The organism is Actinomadura macrotermitis, assembly GCF_009604375.1.
In the GTDB taxonomy this organism is placed as follows: Bacteria; Actinomycetota; Actinomycetes; order Streptosporangiales; family Streptosporangiaceae; genus Spirillospora; species Spirillospora macrotermitis.
Map to the genome: position 1 here is coordinate 1,850,670 of NZ_WEGH01000002.1, position 13,808 is coordinate 1,864,477.

The window sequence follows — 13,808 nt, forward strand, 5'->3', positions numbered from 1 at the left end:
GATGGGCTGGTGACACCACTGGAAACGCCTTCATTGATCCTGCGTCCGCTCACGGCCGAAGACTTCGAGGACTACGCCGCGATGCTCGGCGATCCGGAGGTGGCGCGCTTCCTCTCCGTCGAAGGCTCGATCTCGCGCGAGGACGCCTGGCGCAATCTCGCCCTGATGATCGGGCACCGGGAGATCCGCGGCTATACCCATTGGGCCCTGGTGGAGAAGAGCAGCGGACGTTTCGTCGGACGCGCCGGGCCGTGGCGGCCGTTCGGCTGGCCGGGCCTGGAAATCGGCTGGTGCCTGGCGCGCGAGCACTGGGGCAAGGGATATGCGACCGAGGCCGCCCGTGCCGCGCTGGCGTACTGCTTCGACGAGCTGGGCGCCGACGAGGTGCTGTCGCTGATCGCGATGGACAACGAGCGTTCGGCGCGTGTCGCCGAGCGCATCGGGCACCGGCATTTGCGGGACATGGAACTGCGCGGCCTCCGCTGCCGCGTCTATGGCCAGTCCCGTCCGGAGAAGGCGTGAACAGGCCCGGGTGGTACGGGGTCCGCTGCATTCTCCGGTGGCCCGACCACGAGACGAATTTCTATGAGGAGAGCATCACCGTCTGGCACGCGGCGTCCTCTGACGAGGCGTTCGCCAAGGCGGAGGCGGCGGCATACGAGTACGCCGACATCTGCGACGGCGAGTATCTGGAGTTCGCCCAGGCGTACTTCATCGGTGACGAGGAAGCGATCGTCGAGGGCACCGAGGTCTACTCGCTGATCCGGGAGAGCGAGCTCGAACCCGATGCCTACCTGACGTCCTTCTTCAACACGGGGACCGAGCGCCAGAACGGCGAATAGCAGGGCCCCGGGGAGCATTCCCCGGGGCCCTTCGGTCAGGATCCGCCGGTGCTGAAGCGGGCCGTGGTCGCGTCGGCCGCCTCCTGCGTCAGCCCGGCCTTCTCCAGGACGCGGACGGACGCCGGGTTGGCCAGTTCCACCTCGGCGCGCACCGTGCGCACGCCCGGCAGGGTGAGGGCGTGCGCCACGAGGGCGCGGGCGGCCTCGGTGGCGTAGCCGCAGCCGCGGCGGGACGCGACGACGCCGTAGCCGAACTCCACCGCGCCGTCGGCGGGCGGCCAGAACAGGCCGGTGGAGCCGACCACCAGGCCGGTCTCGCGCTCGATGATCTGGTACTGGCCGGCGGGGCTCTCCGCGATGACGCCGGCGATGACGCGGTCGCCGTCGGCGGGGAAGTCCGGCGCCCAGTGCGCCCGGCGCTCGCCGGCGAGGACGGCCGAGACGTCGGTGGCGGGCCACGGCCGCAGGATGAGGCGACCGGTGCTCGGTTCGATGTCGGGGGACACGCGTTTCTCCTGGTCGTTCGGGGACGACCGGGCCGCGCTACCTGCGCGCGGGCCGATCGGGGGCATGGCGATGAAGGGCCTGGCGGGCCATATTCATCGACCTCCTCGATCGCGCGTGCAGGGGCACGGTAGCCGAGGAGCGCTTCAAGATCAACGGTGGCGGAATCAGGAAGGACGTACTAGTCTCCAGAAACATTATGAAGGACGTACATAAATTCGCGATCGATGAGGCCGGTTTCCGCTACGACCCGCAGGTCAGGGAGGCGATGATGAGGTTCGCCGGCGAGGGCGACGCTCTGCTCGGCCTGGAGGCGGGCGCCGCCGTCCGCACCGCGCACCGCGCCGTCGAGCACATGCGCGCGCACGGCTCGGAGGGCCGGGGGCTCAGCTCGGGCGCGCTCGACCTGCTGCTCCGGCTGAGCGGCGGGGCGGGCAGCGTCGGCGAGCTCGCCCAGGCCGCGGGCGTCAGCTCGCGCAACGTCACCGGGCTGGTGGACACGCTGGAGCGCGAGGGACTGGTGCGGCGCGTCCCCGATCAGCGGGACCGGCGCTCGGTGCTGGTGGAGATCACGCCCGCCGGACGGGAGTGGATCGAGGCCTTTCGCCGGCCGGCGCAGCTGGCCATGCGCGCGATCTTCAGCGGGTTCACGCCGGACGAGCTGACCGTCCTGCGCGACCTCTGCCTGCGGCTGGCCGAGAACCAGGGCCGGCTCGCCGACCGCCTCCGACAGGACGGATGACGCCATGACCTCCACCAGACAGACGGTGCGCGCCTACCACGAGGCCCGTTTCCGCGGCGACGTGGCCGCGGCGGCGGCCCAGGTCGGCGAGCCGTTCCGGTTCCAGAGCCCCTTCATCGACTCCGCCGACCGGACGGGGCACCTGGCCACGCTGCCCGGCTTCGTGTCGATCGTGACCGGCGTCGACCTCATCAGCGAGCTGTACGGGGACGAGGAGGCGACGCTGGTGTACGACGTGCACACCGCGACGCCGGCCGGCACGCAGCGGACGGCCGAGCACTTCCGGCTGGCCGACGGCAAGATCGTCTCGATCATGCTGGTGTTCGACGCCGCGCCGTGGCAGCCGATGCTGGCGCGGATCCAGGGGTAGGTCAGGCCACGCCGCAGGCGCGCAGGGCCGCCGTGGTCGCGGCGGCCGCGACCACCACGAGGGGGAACGCCGCCCGCCGGACGGCGAGGACCGCCGCCACCGCCACCCCGGCCGGGCGCGCCCACCCCGCGAAGCCGTGCCCCTCGATCAGCGCGGACGTGGCCACCAGGGCGATCAGCAGCACGGCGGTCGCGGCCGTCAGCAGCCGCTCAAGGCCGTCAGGGATGTGCAGGCGGTCGCGGGCCAGCGGCCCGGCCACCCGGAACGCGTAGGTCCCGGCGGCCAGAACAAGGATGGCGAGCAACGGCATCAGATGCCCTTTCGCGTCGGGCGGGGCACAAGGAGCCCGGTGAGAACGGTGTTGGCAGACGGCGGCATCGGACGGCCTTTCACATCAAGCAGGGCGCAGGGGGGTCGGCCAGGGGGAAGGCGGTGGCGGGTGGCATCAGGCGGTCTTTCGCAGCAGGTGCGGCACGACGAGGCCGGTCAGGGCGAGGAGGACGGGGAGGCCGGGCGGGAGGAACGGTGTCGCCGCCACCGCGATGGCCGCTCCGGTGAGGGCCGCGGTGCGGGTGCGGGGGTCGCGCAGGGCGGGCACGACGAGGGCGAGCAGGACGGCGGGGAACGCGGCGTCCAGGCCGAGCGCGTCCGTGTCGCCGATCGCCTCGCCCGCCATCGCGCCGAGGACGACCGAGATGTTCCAGCAGGCGAACAGCGCGATGCCGCAGGTCCAGAAGGCGGCCCGGCGGCGGGCCCGGTCCTGGTGGCGCATGGTGAACGCCAGGGCCTCGTCCATCACCAGGTGGGCGCCGAGGAGGCGGGTCCGGCGGCGGCCGTCCAGGACGTCGGAGACGGCGAAGCCGAACAGCAGGAGGCGGGAGTTCAGCACCAGGCCGGTGGCGACCGCGGCGAGCGCGCCGCCGCCGGACAGCACGACGGCGAGCGCCGCGAACTGGGCGCCGCCCGCGAAGACCAGCACGGACATGGAGATCGGCACCCAGGCCGGCAGGCCGCCGGCGACGGCGATGGCGCCGAAGGACGCGCCGACCAGGGCGTCGGCGAGGCAGACCAGGGCGATGTCGCGGAGCGTGCCGCGATCTGATGTTCGCCATAGTGAACGCATGTCCACTACAGTGAACCTTAGGGAGATTGTTCGTCAAATCGAACGCATGGACTTATGGAGCGAACGCAATGGAGAGCCAGCAGCCGGACCTGATCACCGTGATCGCCGCGTCCCTGCGCCGCGAGCGCGAACGGGCCGGGCTGACGCTGACCGAGCTGGCCCGGCGGGCCGGCGTCGCCAAGTCCACCCTGTCCAAGCTGGAGTCGGGCGCGGGCAACCCGAGCGTGGAGATCCTGTGGGCGCTCGGCGTCGCCCTCGACGTCCCGCTCAGCCGGCTCGTCGACCCGCCGCGCCCCAAGGTGCGGATCGTGCGCGCCGGCGAAGGGCCCACCGCCCACTCCGAGCGGGCCAACTACCACGCCACGCTGCTGGCCTCATGCCCGCCCGGCGCCCGGCGCGACCTCTACCGGATCCACGCCCAGCCCGGCGTCCCGCGCGCCTCCGAGCCGCACATGGCGGGCACCGTGGAACACGTCCTGATCAGCACCGGCCGCGCGCTGGCCGGCCCGGCCGGCGACCCCGCCGAGCTCGGCCCGGGCGACTACGTCACCTACCCCGGCGACGCGCCGCACGTCTTCGAGGCGCTGGTGCCCGACACCAGCGCGGTGATCGTCATGGAGCACGTCTGAGGGTCAGGGGCCCTCGCGCCAGGCGAGCTTGATCAGCCGGTTCTTGGCGTCCTCGGCCACCTCGGCGTCGGCGACCACGTCGTAGCGGGCCGCCACGATCTGGCTGCGCGAGGTGAAGTCGCGGCGGCCGCCGCTCATCGCGTGCGCGATGAACCCGAACACCGCCCCGAACACCGCGCCGTAGCCGACGCCGCCGAGCATCAGCGGCAGGATCGAGGCGTGCTTGCTGGTGAACAGCGACAGCAGCACCCCGATCAGCAGCCCGAACCACGCGCCGCTGCCGGCGCCGGCCAGCGCGGCCCGGCCGCGGGTGAGCCGGCCGAGCACGGTCTCCACCATCCGCAGGTCCGAGCCGATGATCGCGGTGTGCTCGACCGGGAACTGCCCGTCGGCCAGGAAGTCGATCGCGCGCTGGGCGCCCTCGTAGGTCGGATAGGAACCCACCACCGGCCGGTCCATGTCCGGCTGGTCGGTCTGTGCGGTCATGGTCTGCCCCTCGTCCGGGAAACGCGCTGTCCCCTGGTCCTACCCGCGCCCCGCGGCCCGTCACGCGGCTACGGTGGGAGCCGATCATGATCGCGGGCTGAGGAGGACGGCATGGCGGGCGCACTGGTGCTGGGCAGCGGGGGCGTCGCCGGGATCGCCTGGACGACCGGGGTCCTGGCCGGCCTCGCCGACCAGGGCGTCGACGTGACCGGGGCCGACGTGCTCATCGGCACCTCGGCCGGGTCGACCGTGGCCGCGCAGGTCGCGAGCGGGCTGCCGATCGAGGAGCTGTACCGGCGGCAGGCCGACCCGGCCGCGCAGAACCGGGAGCTGGTCCCGGCGGCGTCGGTGGCCGAGCTGATGGCCACCCTGCTGAAGCTGGTGGAGCGCTACCCCGACCGCGCCGAGCTGCGCAGGAAGGTCGGCGAGCTGGCGCTCGCGGCCGACACGGTGCCCGAGGCGGAGCGGCGCGCCGTCATCGAGGGCCGCCTGCCGGTGCACGAGTGGCCGGACCGCGACCTGCGGATCGTCGCGGTGGAGACGGTCACCGGGGACCCGGTGGTGTTCGACCGCCATTCGGGGGTGCCCCTGGTGGACGCCGTCGCGGCCAGCTGCGCCGTGCCCGGTATCTGGCCGCCGGTGACGATCAGGGACGCGCGGTACATGGACGGCGGCATCCGCAGCGTCGGCAACGCCGACCTCGCGGCCGGGGCCGACCGGGTGCTGGTGATCGCGCCGATGGCCGACCCGACGCTGGAGCGCGATGTCGCGGGCCTGCCGGACGCGCAGGTCGTCAAGCCGGACCGGGCGTCGGTCGCGGCGTTCGGCGCCGACCCGCTGGACTCCTCGACCCGCACCCCGGCCGCCGAGGCGGGCCGGGCCCAGGGCCGCGCCGCCGCCGTCCGCTGGTAGCGCCCCGGCTACGTTGAAGGAATGGCACTCCGAGCCGGCCTGCGCGCCGAGACGCGGCACACCGTCGGACCCGAGGACACCGCCGAGCGGGTGGGCAGCGGCGACGTCCCCGTCCTCGCCACGCCCCGCCTGCTGGCCCTCGCCGAGGCCGCGACGGTCCGCGCCGTCGCGGGCCGGCTGGAGGAGGGCCGCACCTCGGTGGGCACCCGCGTCGAGCTGACCCACCGCGCCCCCACCCCGGTGGGCGGCCGGGTGACCGTCCAGGCCGAACTGACCGAGGTCGACGGCCGCCGCCTGGTGTTCGCCGTCACCGCCACCGACGAGGCCGGCGCCACGATCGGCTCCGGGCGCATCGAGCGCCTCACGGTCGACCGCGCGACCTTCCTCGCCCGAGCCACCGGCTGACTTAGCGGGGGGCAAGTGGGGGTGATCTGCGCTTTTGGGGTGGGGGTGGAACGTGACAGGGCCTCCCCGTGGCGTGGTGGCGCGGGGAGGCCCTGCGGAAGTGCGGTGGGCGGTCTAGTACGGCAGGAGGCGTCCCGAGGGCGTCCTGAGGTCGACTGGGCTCGGTTGACGTGGCGGTCTGGGGCGCTTGACGAGCTGCTGCCGTGCCATGGTGATCATCTCCCCCGTCATGCCGGAATCTAATCCGGCAGATCGAGCCGATGTCGTGCCTTGTTTCCTACGACGCCCGTGTCGTTCGGAAGGTTCGCAGAGCTTATGCGACAGCCTCGGCCTCTTCGACCGATTTTGGGGAACTGGATATCGCTTTGAGTCGCGGCTGCAGTACGGAAAGTGGCGGCCGGACCCGGTCAGGACACCACGTCGCGGGACCGGAAACGGCGGAAGGCGAGGGCGAGCAGGACGGCCGAGTAGGCGAGGGAGAGCGCGGCGCCCTTGGCCATGCCGGTCCACTGGAGCTGCGGCTGGAGCGCGTCCATCCACGAGTACATCCAGTGCGTCGGCAGGAAGTCGCGCCAGGAGCCGAGCGCGGTGACCGCGTCCAGGATGTTGCTGACGATGACCAGGCCGACCGCGCCGCCGACCGCGCCGAGCGGGGAGTCGGTGGTGACCGACAGCAGGAACGCCAGGGAGGCGACGACGAGCTGGGCGACCAGGGAGTAGCCGACGATGACCGCCATCCGGCCGAGGGCGTCGCCGGCCGCGAACGTGCCGCCGGTCGGCAGGGACACGTCGCCCCAGCCGAACGCGACGGTGCCCGCGAGCAGCGACATCAGCGGCAGCGTGAGCACCGCGGCGGCCGCGTAGCCGAGCGCGACGACGAGCTTCTGGCGCAGCAGCCGGGCCCGCGGCACGGGCGCGGCCAGCAGGTAGCGCAGCGACGACCAGCCGGCCTCGCTCGCCACGGTGTCGCCGCAGAACAGCGCGACGGCGACGACGAGCAGGAACCCGGTCGCGACGAACAGGGCGAACAGCGCGAAGTTCAGCCCGCTGGCGGTCGCCACGTCGACCAGGCTCGGCATGCCGTCGGCCTCGGGGTCGCCGCCGAGCTTGAACGCGCCGACCAGCACCCACGGCAGCGCGAGCAGGATCGCGAACGCGACCAGGGTGCGGCGCCGCCGGAACTGGCGGACGGCCTCCACCCGCAGCGGCAGCGTGCGGCGCACGTCGTAGCCGGGCGCGCCGCCGTCCGCGGCGGGCGGCGCGGTGGCCTTCGGGTCTTCGACGCGGGTCATGGGCCCTCTCCGATGATCTCCAGGAAGGCGTCCTCGAGGCGTCTCCCGGAACCGACGATCTCCGACACCGGCCCGGCCGCGACGCGGCGCCCGCCGGACATGACGACCGCGTGCGTGCAGGTCTGCTCCACCTCGGCCAGCAGGTGGCTGGACACGATCACGGTGCGGCCGGTGGCGGCGTAGCGGACGAGCACCTCGCGCATCTCGCGGATCTGCGGCGGGTCCAGCCCGTTGGTCGGCTCGTCCAGCACGAGCAGGTCGGGCAGGCCGAGCATGGCCTGCGCGATGGCGAGGCGCTGGCGCATGCCCTGGGAGTAGGTGCGGACGGTGCGGTCCAGCGCGGCGCCGAGGCCGGCGATCTCCAGCGCCTCCTCCAGATGGGCGGTGCCGGGGGAGCGGCCGATGGCGCGCCAGTACAGGTCCAGGTTGTCGCGGCCCGACAGGTGCGGCAGGAAGCCGGGGCCCTCCACGAACGAGCCGAGCCGCGACAGGACGGGCGCGCCCGGCGTGACCCGGTGCCCGAACAGCCGGATCTCGCCCGCGTCGGGGTGGATCAGGCCCATCAGCATCCGCAGCGAGGTGGTCTTGCCCGCGCCGTTCGGCCCGAGCAGGCCGAGGACCTGCCCCTTCTCCACCCGGAACGACAGGTCGGAGACGGCCAGGTGCCCGCTGGCGTACCGCTTGGTGAGGCCGGTGATCTGCAGCGGGACATCGGCGAGGGAGGCGTCGAACTCCGGAGCCGCGCGGCGCCGGTTCCGCCCGGCCAGCACGATCGCGGCGGCGAGGGCGAACGCGACGGCGGGCAGCCCCCACACCCAGGCGGGCAGCGGCGCGGCGGGCGCGCGCAGCGCCGGGACGGCCGGCACGGTCAGCCCCGACACCGCCGCGACCTTGTACGTCGCGGGCTGCGGGGGTGTGGCGAACCCCATGTCGGTGGTGGCGAGCACGAGCCGCAGCCGGTGCCCGGCGTCGAACCGGTAGTCCATGGCAGGCAGCGTCACCGCCACCTCGCGGCCCTGGTCGGCCTGCGCGACCCGGATGGGCGCGGCGATGCGGCGGGCGGGGGACGCGGCGCCGTGCGCGGGGACGTCGTAGAGCTTGGCGAACAGCGGCACGTCGCCCTTGCCGGTGACCTTCACCCGGACGGTCGCGGCGCCGGTGATCCGCAGCGGCGCGGTGAGCGGCGCGGTGTCGAACGTGGCGGACTGGCCGGGCATGTCCACCGGCAGGCCGCCGCCTGCGAGGGCGCCGCCGCCGAGGTCGCCGAGGCTGCCGAGCGCGCCGAGGCCGGGCAGCGCGGAGATCGACGCGGGGTTGCCGCCCGCCGGGTTGTTGACCTCCTGCTCGCGGCCGGCCAGCGGCAGCGTGCGGGCGCCGGCGGCCAGGCCGGGGTAGCTCTTCGCGGTCGCCGCCTCGACGATCACCTTCTGGGTGGAGGAGTCGAGGCCGCCCGCGCGGGTGACGGCGAAGCCGGGCACGCCGTCGCCGCGGTGCCCGAGCCGCTGGTCGAAGAAGTCGCGCACGTACCCGCGGATCCGGTCCGTCTCGGTGTCGCCGCCGTCGTGGCCGCCCTGGTACCACACGACCGACACCGGCGCGCCGTTGCGCGCGATGGCGCGGGCGTTGGCGTCGCCCTGGTCGAGCGGGAACAGCGAGTCGGCCTGCCCCTGGACGATCAGCGCCGGCACCTTGATCCGGTCGGCGACCGACGCCGGGCTGGAGCGCTGCAGCGTCGCGATCGCGTCCGGGTTCGCCCGGCCCGTCTCGGCGACCTTCTGGTACAGCGCGCACATCGACGGCAGGAACCGCCCGCACGCGGTGTTCCCGGCGCCGCTGGAGAAGAAGACGCCGGCCCACAGCTTCTTGAAGACGCCGTCGCCGGGCCCCGCACCGGTCGCGTTCGGGAACAGCACGTCCGGCAGGCTGTTCCAGGTGATCTGCGGCGCGATCGCGTCGACCCGGCGGTCGTAGGCGGCGGTCATCAGCGCGATGGCGCCGCCGTAGGACTCGCCGGTCATGCCGAGGCGCGGGTCGCCGGGGCCGTCCAGTCGCACCTCGGGCTGCCGGGCGAGCCAGTCGATCAGCTGCCGGGCGTCCTTGACCTCGTAGTCGGGGGAGTTCAGCGCGATCTGCCCGGTGGAGGCGCCGAAGCCGCGCGCCGACCAGGCCAGCACCGCGTACCCGGCGCGGGCGAGCGCCTCGGCGTCGGCGCGCACGTCGTCCTTGGAGCCGCCGAACCCGTGCCCCAGCATGATCGCCGGGCCCTTCGCGCGGCCGACCGGCCGGTACAGGGTGGTGTCGATGGACACCTTCTGGTCGTCCTTCGGGCCGTCGAGCACCTGGACGGCCTGCGACCGGGTGCGCACCGGCGGCTCGCCGTCCAGGCCCCAGGCGACGCCGCCGCCGGCCAGCGCCACCGCCGCCGCGGCGGCCGTCCAGCGGGTGGCCCGCCCGGTCCCGTTCCAGCGTTCGCGGAGCCGTCCCGCTCCCCCCAGCTTCATGCCATGAAGCCTATGCGCGCCGGGACGGCCGGGGCGTCCGCCCTGGAGCGGAGCGCGGCTGCGTCCGCGGCGGTACGGGACCCGGGCCGGCGTGCGCCGCACGGCGTAGGGCGCGGGCTCAGTCGTCCAGGGCGGCGGCGAACATGCGGGTCAGCCGGCCGGTGAGGGCGGCGGGGTCCACGGAGCGCAGGTCGTCCAGGCCGAGCAGGCGGCGGATCGGGCCGCCGCCCATGACGACGGTCGCGGCGAGGGTGGCGCGGGCCCGCGCGTCCGGGCCGCCGCCGAGCTGCGCGGTGAGCGGCGCGATCAGGATCCGCTCCATGTGCGCGCCGAGGATCTGCTGGATCTCCGGGTCGCCGACCGAGCGGTCCAGCATCCGGGTGAGCGGCAGCGGGGCGCCGCGCCGCACCTGCCGGACGAAGTGCTCGGCGAGCCGCCGGGGCAGCCCGGCGCGGTCCCCGGCGATCACCTGGGCCAGCGTCGACTGCTCGGCCAGCACCTCGCCGAACAGCGCCGCCTTGGAGCCGAAGTAGCGGTTGACCAGCGCCACGTTGGCGTTGGCGGCCGCGGCGATCATCCGGACGGAGACGCCGTCGTAGCCCAGCTCGCCGAACAGGTCGCGGGCGGCGTCCAGCAACCGCTGCCGGGTGGCCTGACGGTCGCGCCGCGGCCGGTCCGCGACCGGTGTCTCCGTCTGCATGCCCTGTCCTCCACCGCCGCCCAACGCGCCACTGTCCAGTATCCCCCGCTTGCAAGTAAACAGCTGGATACATACGATATGTGCAACACGCAGGTAATTGACCTTCTGGGGGAGCAGGTTTGGCTCACGCGCACACGGTGCCGCAGCGTCCGGCGGCGGCTGCGCCGACGGCGCCGGTCCACTACACCCATCGGCAGATCCTGGAGATCCTCTCCGGGCTGATGATGGCGATGCTGACCGCGATGATCTCGACGTCGGTGGTCGGCACCGCGCTGCCGACGATCGTCGGCGACCTCGGCGGCCAGGACCAGCTGTCCTGGGTGGCGAGCGCGTCCCTGCTCACCATGACCGCCTCCACGCCGCTGTGGGGCAAGCTGTCGGACATCTTCGGCCGCAAGCTGATGTTCCAGTCGGCGCTGCTGCTGTTCGTGGTCGCCTCGATCGCGGCCGGCCTGTCGCAGAACATCGGCGAGCTGATCGGCGCGCGCGCCGTGCAGGGCCTCGGCGTCGGCGGCCTGTCCGCGCTCGCCCAGGTGATCCTCGGCGACGTCGTGCCGCCGCGCGAGCGGGGCCGCTACTCGGGCTACATGGGCGCCGTCTTCGGCGTCGCCACCGTCGCCGGGCCGCTGCTCGGCGGGTTCATCGTGGACGCCGACGGCCTCGGCTGGCGCTGGTGCTTCTACGTCTGCATCCCGCTCGCGGTGGTCGCCTTCGCCGTGATCCAGCGGGTGCTGAAGCTGCCCAAGGTCCGCCGCGACACCCGGGTGGACGTGTTCGGCGCGTTCACCATCACCGGCAGCGCCACGCTGCTCATGCTCGTGCTGTCGCTCGGCGGCCACGAGTTCGACTGGAACTCGCCCTGGACCTACGGGCTGCTCGCCGGCGCGGTCGTGATGCTCGGCCTCGCCATCGTCGCCGAGCGGATCGCCAGCGATCCGATCCTGCCGCCCCGGCTGTTCCGCAACCGTACCTTCGTGCTGGCGAGCATCGCCTCGCTGTGCGTCGGCATCGCGATGTTCGGCGGCATGATCTACCTGCCGCAGTACCTGCAGATCGTCAAGGGCATGTCCCCGACCTCCTCGGGCCTGATGACGCTGCCGATGGTGGTGGCGATGTTCGTCACCTCCACCGGCTCGGGCCAGCTGGTCACCCGCACCGGCAAGTGGAAGATCTTCCCGGTGGTCGGCCTGCTGCTGGTGGGCGCCTCGATGTACCTGCTGTCGCAGCTGCACGTGGACTCCAGCAAGCTCGTCATCGGCCTGGACGTCGCGGTGCTCGGCCTCGGCCTCGGCCTCACCCTGCAGATCCTGATCCTGGCGGCGCAGAACTCCGCCGCGATGTCGGACCTGGCCGCGACCACCTCGGGCGTCTCGTTCTTCCGCAACCTCGGCGGCGCGATGGGCGTCGCCGCGTTCGGCGCGATCCTCACCAACCGCCTCAAGGACGAGCTCACCGACCGGCTGACGGCCGCGCACGCGCGGCCCCCGGCGAGCGGCACCGCCCTCGGCTCGCCGGACGCGGTGCACCACCTGCCCGAGCCGTTCAAGGGCATGGTGCTCGGCTCGTTCACCAGCGCGCTGGAGACCGTCTTCATGGTCGGCGTCCCGGTCGCGGTGCTCGGCTTCCTCGCCGTGCTGTTCCTGAAGGAGACGCCGCTGCGCGGCAAGGCCCCGGCGCCCGCCGCCGCTGCGCCCGCCGCGGCCCCCGCGCCGGCTCCCGCGGCCGCTCCGGTCCCGGCGCCCGCCACCGCCCTCGGCATCCACGGCGTGGTCCGCAGCGAGGTGGGCCGCCCGGTCCCCGGTACCGCGCTCACCCTGATCGACGTGGGCGGGCAGCAGCTCGGCCGCGCCGTCACCCAGGCCGACGGCGGCTACGCGCTGGCCGTCCCCGGCCCCGGCACCTACGTGCTGATCGCCGCGACCGGCGAGCACGAGCCGCAGGCCGCCACCCTGGTCGTCGGCGACGAGCCGGTCGCGTTCGACCTGCTGCTCACCGGCAGCGGCGGCCTCGCCGGGACCGTGCGCGGCACCGGCGGCCCGCTGGAGGGCGCGACCGTCGTGGTCACCGACGTGCGCGGCGAGGTCGTCGGCACCACCCGCTCGGGCCCCGACGGCGGCTACGCCGTCCGGGACGTGACCGCGGGCGGCTACACGCTCGCCGTCAGCGCCGCCGGGCACCGCCCGGCCGCGCTCACGGTCGAGGTGACCGGCAACGGGCAGACCGTCCAGGACGTCGAGCTGGCGCCCGGCGCGCACGTGCACGGCACCGTCCGCAACGAGGCCGGGCAGCCGGTCGCCGACGCCCGGGTCACGCTGCTGGACGGCGCGGGCGCGGTCGTGGCGGCCGTCACCACCGGCCCCGACGGCGGCTACGGCTTCGCCGACCTGACCGGCGGCCGCTACACCGTGATCGCCTCGGGCTACCCGCCGGTCGCGACCGCGCTGGCGCTGGACGGCGACCTGGACGGCCACGACCTGCGCCTCGGGCACCAGTGATGCGCGGGGAGATCCGCACCCGCGACGGCTGGGCCGTGCGGCACGCCGTCGTCACCGTCACCGACGCGACGGGCCGGCAGGTCGCCCGCGTGCAGGCCGGCGACGACGGCGCGGTGGCCGGCGGCGCGCTGCCGCCCGGCGCCTACACCGCGATCGTGACGGCGGTCGGGTACGCGCCCGCCGCCCGCACCCTGATGGTGTCGGGCGCGGGCGCCGACCTCGGCACCGTCGTGCTGGGCCGCGCGGGCGGCGCCGAACTGCCGCCGCCCGGCCCGTGGACGATCGACCCGGCGCACTCCAGCGTCGGCGCGGTCGCCCAGCACCTCGGGCTGTCCAGCGTGCGCGGCCGGTTCGCCGCGTTCGAGGGCCGGGTCGAGATCGCCGAGCCGGCGGAGCGGTCCCGGGTCACCGCCCGCATCGACGCCGCGAGCATCGACACCGGCAACGCCACGCGCGACGAGCACCTGCGCTCGGCCGACTTCCTGAACGCGGCCGTCCACCCGGTGATCGAGTACCGGGGCGACGGGCTCACCGCCCGCGGCCCGGACCGCTGGACGGTGCACGGCGCGCTCACCCTGAACGGCGTCACCCGCCCCGTCGAGCTGGACCTGGCCTACCTCGGCACCGGCCCGGACCCGTGGGGCGGTGTGCGCGCGGCGTTCCGGGCGACCACCGAGCTGCGCCGCGCCGACTTCGCGATCAGGTTCAACCAGGTGCTGGAGGCGGGCATCGCGGCGGTGGGCGAGAGCCTGAAGGTGGAGCTGGAGATCCAGGCGGTGCAGGGGGAGACGCTGCCGCCGGCCTGAG

The 13,808-nt window shown here is 74.1% G+C and carries 16 protein-coding genes; 9 read left to right on the plus strand and 7 right to left on the minus strand.

The annotated features are described in order from the left end of the window. The first annotated feature begins 9 nt into the window (after positions 1–9). A complete protein-coding gene (locus tag ACRB68_RS20735; RefSeq protein WP_194293382.1) occupies positions 10–522 on the plus strand; it encodes a GNAT family N-acetyltransferase in 513 nt (170 codons plus the stop codon). Beyond that, positions 519–842 carry a hypothetical protein gene (locus ACRB68_RS20740; protein ID WP_153534493.1) on the plus strand — a complete coding sequence of 108 codons (324 nt, stop codon included), beginning with the start codon at positions 519–521 and terminating at the stop codon, positions 840–842. The genes ACRB68_RS20735 and ACRB68_RS20740 overlap by 4 nt, the downstream gene beginning before the upstream one ends. Before the next feature lie 35 nt (positions 843–877). Here the strand turns inward: ACRB68_RS20740 and ACRB68_RS20745 are convergent, their stop codons facing one another. After that, positions 878–1,348: a GNAT family N-acetyltransferase gene (locus tag ACRB68_RS20745; protein WP_328594497.1), complete on the minus strand. Its 471-nt coding sequence runs from the start codon at positions 1,346–1,348 to the stop codon at positions 878–880. Between the two features lie 197 nt (positions 1,349–1,545). Here ACRB68_RS20745 and ACRB68_RS20750 point away from each other — a divergent pair, with 197 nt between their 5' ends. Together ACRB68_RS20750 and ACRB68_RS20755 are read left to right on the plus strand one after the other, a co-directional pair. Then, a complete protein-coding gene (locus ACRB68_RS20750; RefSeq protein ID WP_153534497.1) occupies positions 1,546–2,088 on the plus strand; it encodes a MarR family winged helix-turn-helix transcriptional regulator in 543 nt (180 codons plus the stop codon). A gap of 4 nt (positions 2,089–2,092) precedes the next feature. Beyond that, the gene (locus ACRB68_RS20755; protein WP_153534499.1) at positions 2,093–2,458 is read left to right on the plus strand and encodes a nuclear transport factor 2-like protein; all 366 of its coding nucleotides are present in this window, start codon (positions 2,093–2,095) and stop codon (positions 2,456–2,458) included. A gap of 1 nt (position 2,459) precedes the next feature. Here ACRB68_RS20755 and ACRB68_RS20760 read toward each other — a convergent pair whose 3' ends face one another. Further along, entirely contained in the window at positions 2,460–2,768 is a 309-nt protein-coding gene (locus ACRB68_RS20760; protein WP_153534501.1) for an AzlD domain-containing protein, read from the minus strand. A 135-nt stretch (positions 2,769–2,903) separates the two neighbouring features. Next, positions 2,904–3,581 (minus strand): AzlC family ABC transporter permease, encoded by a 678-nt coding sequence (locus ACRB68_RS20765; RefSeq protein WP_153534503.1) that lies wholly within the window; start codon positions 3,579–3,581, stop codon positions 2,904–2,906. Positions 3,582–3,649: 68 nt separating this feature from the next. Between ACRB68_RS20765 and ACRB68_RS20770 the strand changes: the two genes are divergently transcribed. Then, positions 3,650–4,210: a helix-turn-helix domain-containing protein gene (locus ACRB68_RS20770; protein ID WP_153534505.1), complete on the plus strand. Its 561-nt coding sequence runs from the start codon at positions 3,650–3,652 to the stop codon at positions 4,208–4,210. Positions 4,211–4,213: 3 nt separating this feature from the next. On the opposite strand, the gene ACRB68_RS20775 is transcribed toward ACRB68_RS20770, so the two are convergent. Further along, positions 4,214–4,696 carry a general stress protein gene (locus ACRB68_RS20775; RefSeq protein WP_207709750.1) on the minus strand — a complete coding sequence of 161 codons (483 nt, stop codon included), beginning with the start codon at positions 4,694–4,696 and terminating at the stop codon, positions 4,214–4,216. A 111-nt stretch (positions 4,697–4,807) separates the two neighbouring features. Between ACRB68_RS20775 and ACRB68_RS20780 the strand changes: the two genes are divergently transcribed. After that, positions 4,808–5,608, plus strand: coding sequence for a patatin-like phospholipase family protein (locus ACRB68_RS20780; protein ID WP_153534507.1), 801 nt, complete (start codon positions 4,808–4,810; stop codon positions 5,606–5,608). Positions 5,609–5,629: 21 nt separating this feature from the next. Then, positions 5,630–6,013: a thioesterase family protein gene (locus tag ACRB68_RS20785; RefSeq protein WP_153534509.1), complete on the plus strand. Its 384-nt coding sequence runs from the start codon at positions 5,630–5,632 to the stop codon at positions 6,011–6,013. A 407-nt stretch (positions 6,014–6,420) separates the two neighbouring features. On the opposite strand, the gene ACRB68_RS20790 is transcribed toward ACRB68_RS20785, so the two are convergent. The 3 genes from ACRB68_RS20790 to ACRB68_RS20800 all read right to left on the minus strand — a co-directional run bounded on the left by ACRB68_RS20790 (position 6,421) and on the right by ACRB68_RS20800 (position 10,506). Next, positions 6,421–7,305, minus strand: a complete 885-nt coding sequence (locus tag ACRB68_RS20790) for an ABC transporter permease (RefSeq protein WP_153534511.1) — start codon at positions 7,303–7,305, stop codon at positions 6,421–6,423. Further along, positions 7,302–9,806 carry an alpha/beta fold hydrolase gene (locus ACRB68_RS20795; protein ID WP_153534513.1) on the minus strand — a complete coding sequence of 835 codons (2,505 nt, stop codon included), beginning with the start codon at positions 9,804–9,806 and terminating at the stop codon, positions 7,302–7,304. Before ACRB68_RS20795 ends, ACRB68_RS20790 begins: the two co-directional genes overlap by 4 nt. 118 nt (positions 9,807–9,924) lie before the next feature. Beyond that, on the minus strand, positions 9,925–10,506 hold the full coding sequence (locus ACRB68_RS20800) for a TetR/AcrR family transcriptional regulator (RefSeq protein WP_153534515.1): 582 nt from the start codon (positions 10,504–10,506) through the stop codon (positions 9,925–9,927). A gap of 119 nt (positions 10,507–10,625) precedes the next feature. Here ACRB68_RS20800 and ACRB68_RS42525 point away from each other — a divergent pair, with 119 nt between their 5' ends. Both ACRB68_RS42525 and ACRB68_RS20810 read left to right on the plus strand, forming a co-directional pair. After that, positions 10,626–13,001 (plus strand): MFS transporter, encoded by a 2,376-nt coding sequence (locus ACRB68_RS42525; protein WP_207709751.1) that lies wholly within the window; start codon positions 10,626–10,628, stop codon positions 12,999–13,001. Beyond that, positions 13,001–13,807, plus strand: coding sequence for a YceI family protein (locus ACRB68_RS20810; protein ID WP_153534517.1), 807 nt, complete (start codon positions 13,001–13,003; stop codon positions 13,805–13,807). Before ACRB68_RS42525 ends, ACRB68_RS20810 begins: the two co-directional genes overlap by 1 nt. Position 13,808: the final 1 nt, after the last annotated feature.